This is a genomic window from Neisseria sp. HMSC074B07, assembly GCF_001810355.1.
In the GTDB taxonomy this organism is placed as follows: Bacteria; Pseudomonadota; Gammaproteobacteria; order Burkholderiales; family Neisseriaceae; genus Neisseria.
The window spans coordinates 1-5,716 of record NZ_KV800868.1 but is presented as its reverse complement, the minus strand read 5'-3'; the positions used below and the strand labels follow the sequence as shown (position 1 = coordinate 5,716).

General features: G+C 37.5%; 5 protein-coding genes. All 5 read left to right on the top strand.

The genetic code is table 11. The features are described from left to right. The coding region (locus tag HMPREF2726_RS00120) for a DUF2345 domain-containing protein (protein WP_148132442.1) at positions 1-746 on the top strand (746 nt) is incomplete at its 5' end. Continuing rightward, positions 746-1,519 carry a hypothetical protein gene (locus HMPREF2726_RS00115; protein ID WP_009312716.1) on the top strand — a complete coding sequence of 258 codons (774 nt, stop codon included), beginning with the start codon at positions 746-748 and terminating at the stop codon, positions 1,517-1,519. The genes HMPREF2726_RS00120 and HMPREF2726_RS00115, both read left to right, overlap by 1 nt. A 53-nt stretch (positions 1,520-1,572) precedes the next feature. Then, positions 1,573-2,079 (top strand): DUF3304 domain-containing protein, encoded by a 507-nt coding sequence (locus HMPREF2726_RS00110; protein ID WP_210399668.1) that lies wholly within the window; start codon positions 1,573-1,575, stop codon positions 2,077-2,079. 22 nt (positions 2,080-2,101) lie between these two features. Continuing rightward, entirely contained in the window at positions 2,102-4,108 is a 2,007-nt protein-coding gene (locus tag HMPREF2726_RS00105; RefSeq protein WP_070601823.1) for a phospholipase effector Tle1 domain-containing protein, read from the top strand. Positions 4,109-4,191: 83 nt separating this feature from the next. Then, positions 4,192-5,421, top strand: a complete 1,230-nt coding sequence (locus HMPREF2726_RS00100) for a hypothetical protein (protein ID WP_009312719.1) — start codon at positions 4,192-4,194, stop codon at positions 5,419-5,421. Positions 5,422-5,716 lie beyond the last annotated feature (295 nt).

Genomic DNA, 5,716 nt, shown 5'->3' with positions numbered 1-5,716 from the left:
CCGACGGCTGGGGTGCCGTACGGGCGGGTAAAGGTATCTTTATTAGCACCGATAGTAAAAGTCCTGACGATAAAGTATTGGATATGGACGAAGCATTGGAGAAGTTGCGTCGAGCTGTTGAAGAGGTTGAAAACCTTAATAATGCAATACAGGCAGCTAGAGCAGAGTTGGCCGATATAGAGGATCAGAAAAACCAGTTAACAAATGTCTATCAACAACTGCAACAACAAGCTATCGTGTTGAGTGCGCCTGATGGAATTGCTGCAGTTAGTTCGGGTAGTATACAGCTAACAACAGAAAATAATCTTTTACAAGTTAGTCAGAATAATACCGATTTGCAGTCCATGAATAATCTAACTGCTTCTGCAAAAGAAAAAATCAGTTTATATAGTTATAACGGTGGAATGCAAATTTACTCGTCGAGACAAGATATTGATATTCAGGCTCAAGGTGGAGAATTAAAGCAGACTTCTAAAGGGCAGATGACATTGATGAGTACCGATAATAAAATCGTTTTGGCAGGGAAGGAAGAGATTTTATTGACTAGTGGTACAGCTTATATCCGTATCAAGGATGGAACAATTGAAATGGGATCTCCAAATCAGATTTGGCATAGAAGTGGAGGTCTCATAGAAACGGGTGTGAATACGTTGGATTATAGTTACCCCCAATTTTCTGAAGCAGTTTGTAAAGAATGTTTGAAGAAAGCTTTGGAAAGCGGAACTCCACTGGCAGGGAGGGAATAATGCATTATTTACATTCAGCTCCTGATATTGAGGTAATCGAGGAAGCAATTAGTTGGGTTGGGCAGAGAACTCATGAAACCATCATTTTGATAGATGGCTCTATGTTAAATGATGATGAGCGGGCAATTTTCGAATTAGCCGGTTTTTCTCGATTATGGCAACGTGGACACATATTTTCCGACATAGAAGAATTAGGACCACTTTTTATTCGTGCAGAGCACTTATCTTTGGATGATTTTGGATGGTTGAGGGGGATTTTGAAGAATTATGCGGCAGAATTACCCCTTATCAGTTTTATACGGATAAAAAACAACGCTCCCAATAAGTGGCCGGATATTTTAACTTGGATAGCAAATGTACATACAGAAGAAGGATTAGCATTGTTATTAAGGTATTTTGATACCCGAGCACTTTCCATCATATTTAATCCACAGAATAAATTTTTTACTGCTTCACAAGAAGCTGCTATTGCTGGTGTAATCGAGAAATTTGCATGGATAAACCGCTTCGGGAAATTTTGCAGTTATGCCCCTGCCTATAGTAATCAGGCGGCAACCGCATTAATTTTAAATGATCATCAATTGGAAATGCTGTACAGTCAAAGTCTGCCCGATCAGATTTGGGCAGAAATACAGAAAAATAATCCAGGCAACAGCACGGTCTCTGCAGCAATATATAGCAGGATTTTTGAATTGTTGGAGAAAACGGATGTCATACAGGGAAGCTTTACTAATTTGGTTCATTTTATCCAAGAAAATATCAAAGATGTTTGAACACGCCATTTTGAAAAATTTAGCTGTAAGAAATTAAGGAGTAAATAATGAATATGAAAAAGCTGATCACTTTACTATTTACAGGATTGTCAGCACTGCTTACTGCATGCAGCGGCTATTCCGATACCAGTGTGCTACCTGTCAAAATATATAATCATACATCCAAAGCCATTAATTTCAATATGACTGATGCCACTAAAAAAGACTGGAAGGGATGGGAATTGGGTTATGGAGGGGGGGGGTATGGGGTGTCTGCATACGATTCAGCTTCAGGTAGCGGGTGGAGAGTGCCTAAAAAATGGGATCCCAATTACACCATTTTTTTCCAATGGGCGGGTAATGATGAGATCTATACCAAACCGAAACGGGCATTTGTCAAACTGCCGAAATATAAGGATGAAGAAAAGATTTATTTAGCCATACATTTTTTTCCGAATGATAACATCAAGGCTTTTGTAACAAATATGACACCCAATTACTCGGATTATCCTTTTGGTTGGCCGCAAGATGACGACCCAAAACGGAAAAAGAAAATTGGTAAGCGTCATGCAGTTGAGTAATATGTAATAAAGGAATAAAGATATGCCGACCGGAATAGCACAGAAATTTTTCTGCCAAAAGGAAATCCAGCTTGGGTTGTTTTTTGACGGTACAGGAAATAACAAGGATACGGATGAAATAAAAACCAAGGTCCACCTTAAAAGGCTTAATATTGATAATTATGACTCGCAACAGTTACAAAAAATTACCAGTTATTTAAGCAATGTAGCGAAGTTGTTTTTATTATTTAAGGATGAGGTAAATTCCATATATAAAGAATATATTCCTGGCGTAGGTACCCCTTTTTCTGAGAATGACGAAGGCAAACCCAATGAAGGAGAGGGTAGTATTTTGGGCTCGGCATTTGGCTACGGAGGAAATGCGCGGATTTGTTATGCTTTTTGGAAACTTTATTCCATAATACTTGAAAAAGAAGAAATTAAAAATATCATTCCGTGGAATAAGAGTGATCGGGCAGAAAAAGTTGAAAATGATGTTGATACCTTTCCTGAATATCTGAATAAGCACTTAAGGGAAACTATTGAAAAGTCAGGAAAAGAAAGGAAGAAAACCAGCAAGGTCAGCAAAATCATCCTGTATGCGTTCGGCTTTTCGCGCGGTGCGGCAGAGGCTCGCAGTTTTGTCAACCGCCTTTCCCGATTGAGTGGTAGCTTGCCGGAGCAGTTGAAATTTGGCGGTATCGATGTTGAAGTAAAGTTTATGGGTATTTTCGACACTGTGGCCTCGGTAGGCATGGTCGATATCAAGTCATTTCGTGGCAACGGCATTCTACCTCGTTGGTTTGGTAGTTTAGTGGATGGTCATTGGTCTTGGGCTTCTCCTGAAAATCTAGTTGTACCAGATAATATTCGCTGTGTACACTATATTGCCGGTAACGAGGCTCGAGCCTGTTTTCCATTAACCATGACGGAGCATCAAGGTAATCATACTCTCAAACTTTACCCTGGAGCCCATTCGGATGTAGGTGGTGGTTATGGTTTTATGGAGCAGGGTAAATACGATATGTCCGTTATACCAGGTAGAGAAATGTATGATGAAGCTATTAGTGTAGGTACCCCATTTAAAAATCTAATGCCTTACAATATCAATCAGATGAAATTAGATGATGTACATACTCTTTATGGTGAGATATTAGCACATCATGATTTTTTTACAGCGTTTAATGCAATAAAAGATGATATGAGACAAATGCTTAAAGGGGTTGATATTGCTCAGGAAGGAGGAGATGTTTATACTCATGCTAATAATATTGCTCAGTATAACCAAAGTTATTTAGTGTACCGAGGCATTATGTTACGTAAAATTTTCCTTTCAAATAAGGCTCCATCTAAATATCAAACCCAAACTAAAACTTGGTATGGTAGGTCACAGAATGTTCCCCGTTTTGAGTGGCAGGATTTTTATCTTCGCGCAAATGGTGATGCAGAGAGGACGCAAGCTCAAGAGTCGACTAAGAAACCAACTTCCGAAGTGCCTGCAATGTCACCCAGCAAAGCAAAGAAAAAACTTGAGAATGAATTAGATCCAAATAAATTGGAGCAGCATTTGGAGAGGCAACCGCCAAATTATAATTCTGTGATTGGGCTTAAGGTGGTTAATGATTTGTTGGAAGAAGGTTTGAGTGTTTTTAATCGTCGGTGGCTATCTACCTTTGGAGTTAAACATAGCTATCATCCAACTGTAAAAGGTATTTTGGAAAAATATCGGGAGAGGCCTCGTATATATCTTGATGAAAAAAATGATGAATACGAAAAAGATTTATATGGGGAGAAAGCTATAAAGCTGTTTTATAATGACTATGTTCATGACTCTCAAGCTAGTTTTTATATTGGCATGGGATTGTTGGAATATAGTGGTAGGGTTAGGATAGGCAGTAGTTATTGGTCAACCTTTGTTTTTGGTAATGGTCAAGGACTCGCACGCTATCGGGGAATTTACCGTATTGAAGGCAATACAGCTACTTGGATGAAATACGACCCCGAAGGAGATATTTCTCAACATATTGGATTGAATGGTAAAGCGAATTGACCCATATCTGAAAGAGTTGCCGGAAATGGAAATATCCGTTTTCGGCATCTTTTGTTATTTAATTTTTAAAAATTTATTAAAATATGAAACGAACCCGTTGGCCAATCCCTGAAATTCCAGAATTCAAAGCACCAAAACCAATAAATTGGCAGAAATGGTTACTTATTCTTATAGTTATTTCTATTGTTGGTGTATTGGTTGCTATAAGTATGACCTACTCTGGTATCCCATTGATTACTGGATTAGGTATTGCTGCACTTCCTCCTTTGTTCGTGTGCTTAGTATTTTTCTATTTGCAGTTCAGTTATAAATATAATAAACAGCAGCAACATGAAGCATGGGAAGTGGAAAAAGAAAATATTCACCGGAAATGGCAGCAGTGGGCGCAGATGTATTGGCATGTTAATGATTACACTCTTATTTTGCCAGATAATATAGATATTACTAAAATTCCTTTAATAGAGGCTGTTAGTAGTGGAAAAATCCGTCATAATTTTCAGCAAGTAATTACTCCTTTTTCATTTTTTGATACGGGAAAGGATTTATTTACCAAACGTTATGATAAGAAAGAAATTATTTTGGAAAAAATTCTTTTCCATCATTTGCCTGATTTAGAAAAAATACAGGATTTAGAGGGTGAAAATCTAAAAATTATTATTGTGGAGGACAAATTTCATAGTGAGAAAGATCTGATAAATCGTCGTTTAGGGGAAAATAGCGTTGATTTAGTAATCCGTTTATTAAAGGAACAAAATTGTCAAAAAATGCCTGATATCCTACTAAAAAATGCTGCAGATTTTCAACCTGACGAAATTCAGGATTGGTTGGAAAAAGAAAAAATTAAACATGCTTTGATCATTGCTTTATCTGTAAATAGTACTAATGCTAATGAAGCAGCATGTTCCTTGTTACTTGGAAAAACATTAATTCGAGAAGAATTAATTAAAATTCGTATGCTTCGATCCAATAGTACGATTAAGGGAAACTTAAATGAAATGCTTGAACAAATAATCCAATATCAATTGAATAAACAGTCAACTTTTGGATTATGGTTAAGTAATATGGATTCCAATAGTCAGACTGAGTTGATACAGGTACTATATAAACATAATATTGATTTGATTTCGTTAGATTCTGCTCATCCAATGAATAATTTAGATAGGTTGTGTGGTAACTTGATACCGATTCAAGGGTGGATTAATTTAGTTAGTGCGGCAAAATTTGTTGGAGCAGGAAAGGGGGAGCAATTAGCTATTACACAAATAGATGGGCGTTACGGGATACATTTTTTTCATTCTGTTTTAGATATATGAGTCTTTATTTTTGGGAAGTCTTTACTATCTTGTTTTTTGATTTTATTTTTTAAATATTATTTTGGGGCGCTTAGGAAGCAAAATCACTCAATAGTGATTTTGTTTCCTAAGCCCCTAATAAAAGGCCGAGTGCAAAAAAGCCCTTCCCCCGACAGCCGAAACCTAAAAACAGGTTTTCGGCTGTTCCCATCCCCAATCCCTCCTCCCCAATCCCTCCTGATTCTACCCAAATCCCCCCTTAATCCTCCCAGGAGACCTTTGCAAAATCCCCTAAATTTCCATCAAGACATTTAGG

Excerpts from the sequence above, each read along its gene's own strand:
- HMPREF2726_RS00115 (WP_009312716.1), top strand. The coding sequence starts at position 746 with ATGCATTATTTACATTCAGCTCCTGATATTGAGGTAATCGAGGAAGCA.
- HMPREF2726_RS00110 (WP_210399668.1), top strand. The coding sequence starts at position 1,573 with ATGAAAAAGCTGATCACTTTACTATTTACAGGATTGTCAGCACTGCTT.
- HMPREF2726_RS00105 (WP_070601823.1), top strand. The coding sequence starts at position 2,102 with ATGCCGACCGGAATAGCACAGAAATTTTTCTGCCAAAAGGAAATCCAG.
- HMPREF2726_RS00100 (WP_009312719.1), top strand. The coding sequence starts at position 4,192 with ATGAAACGAACCCGTTGGCCAATCCCTGAAATTCCAGAATTCAAAGCA.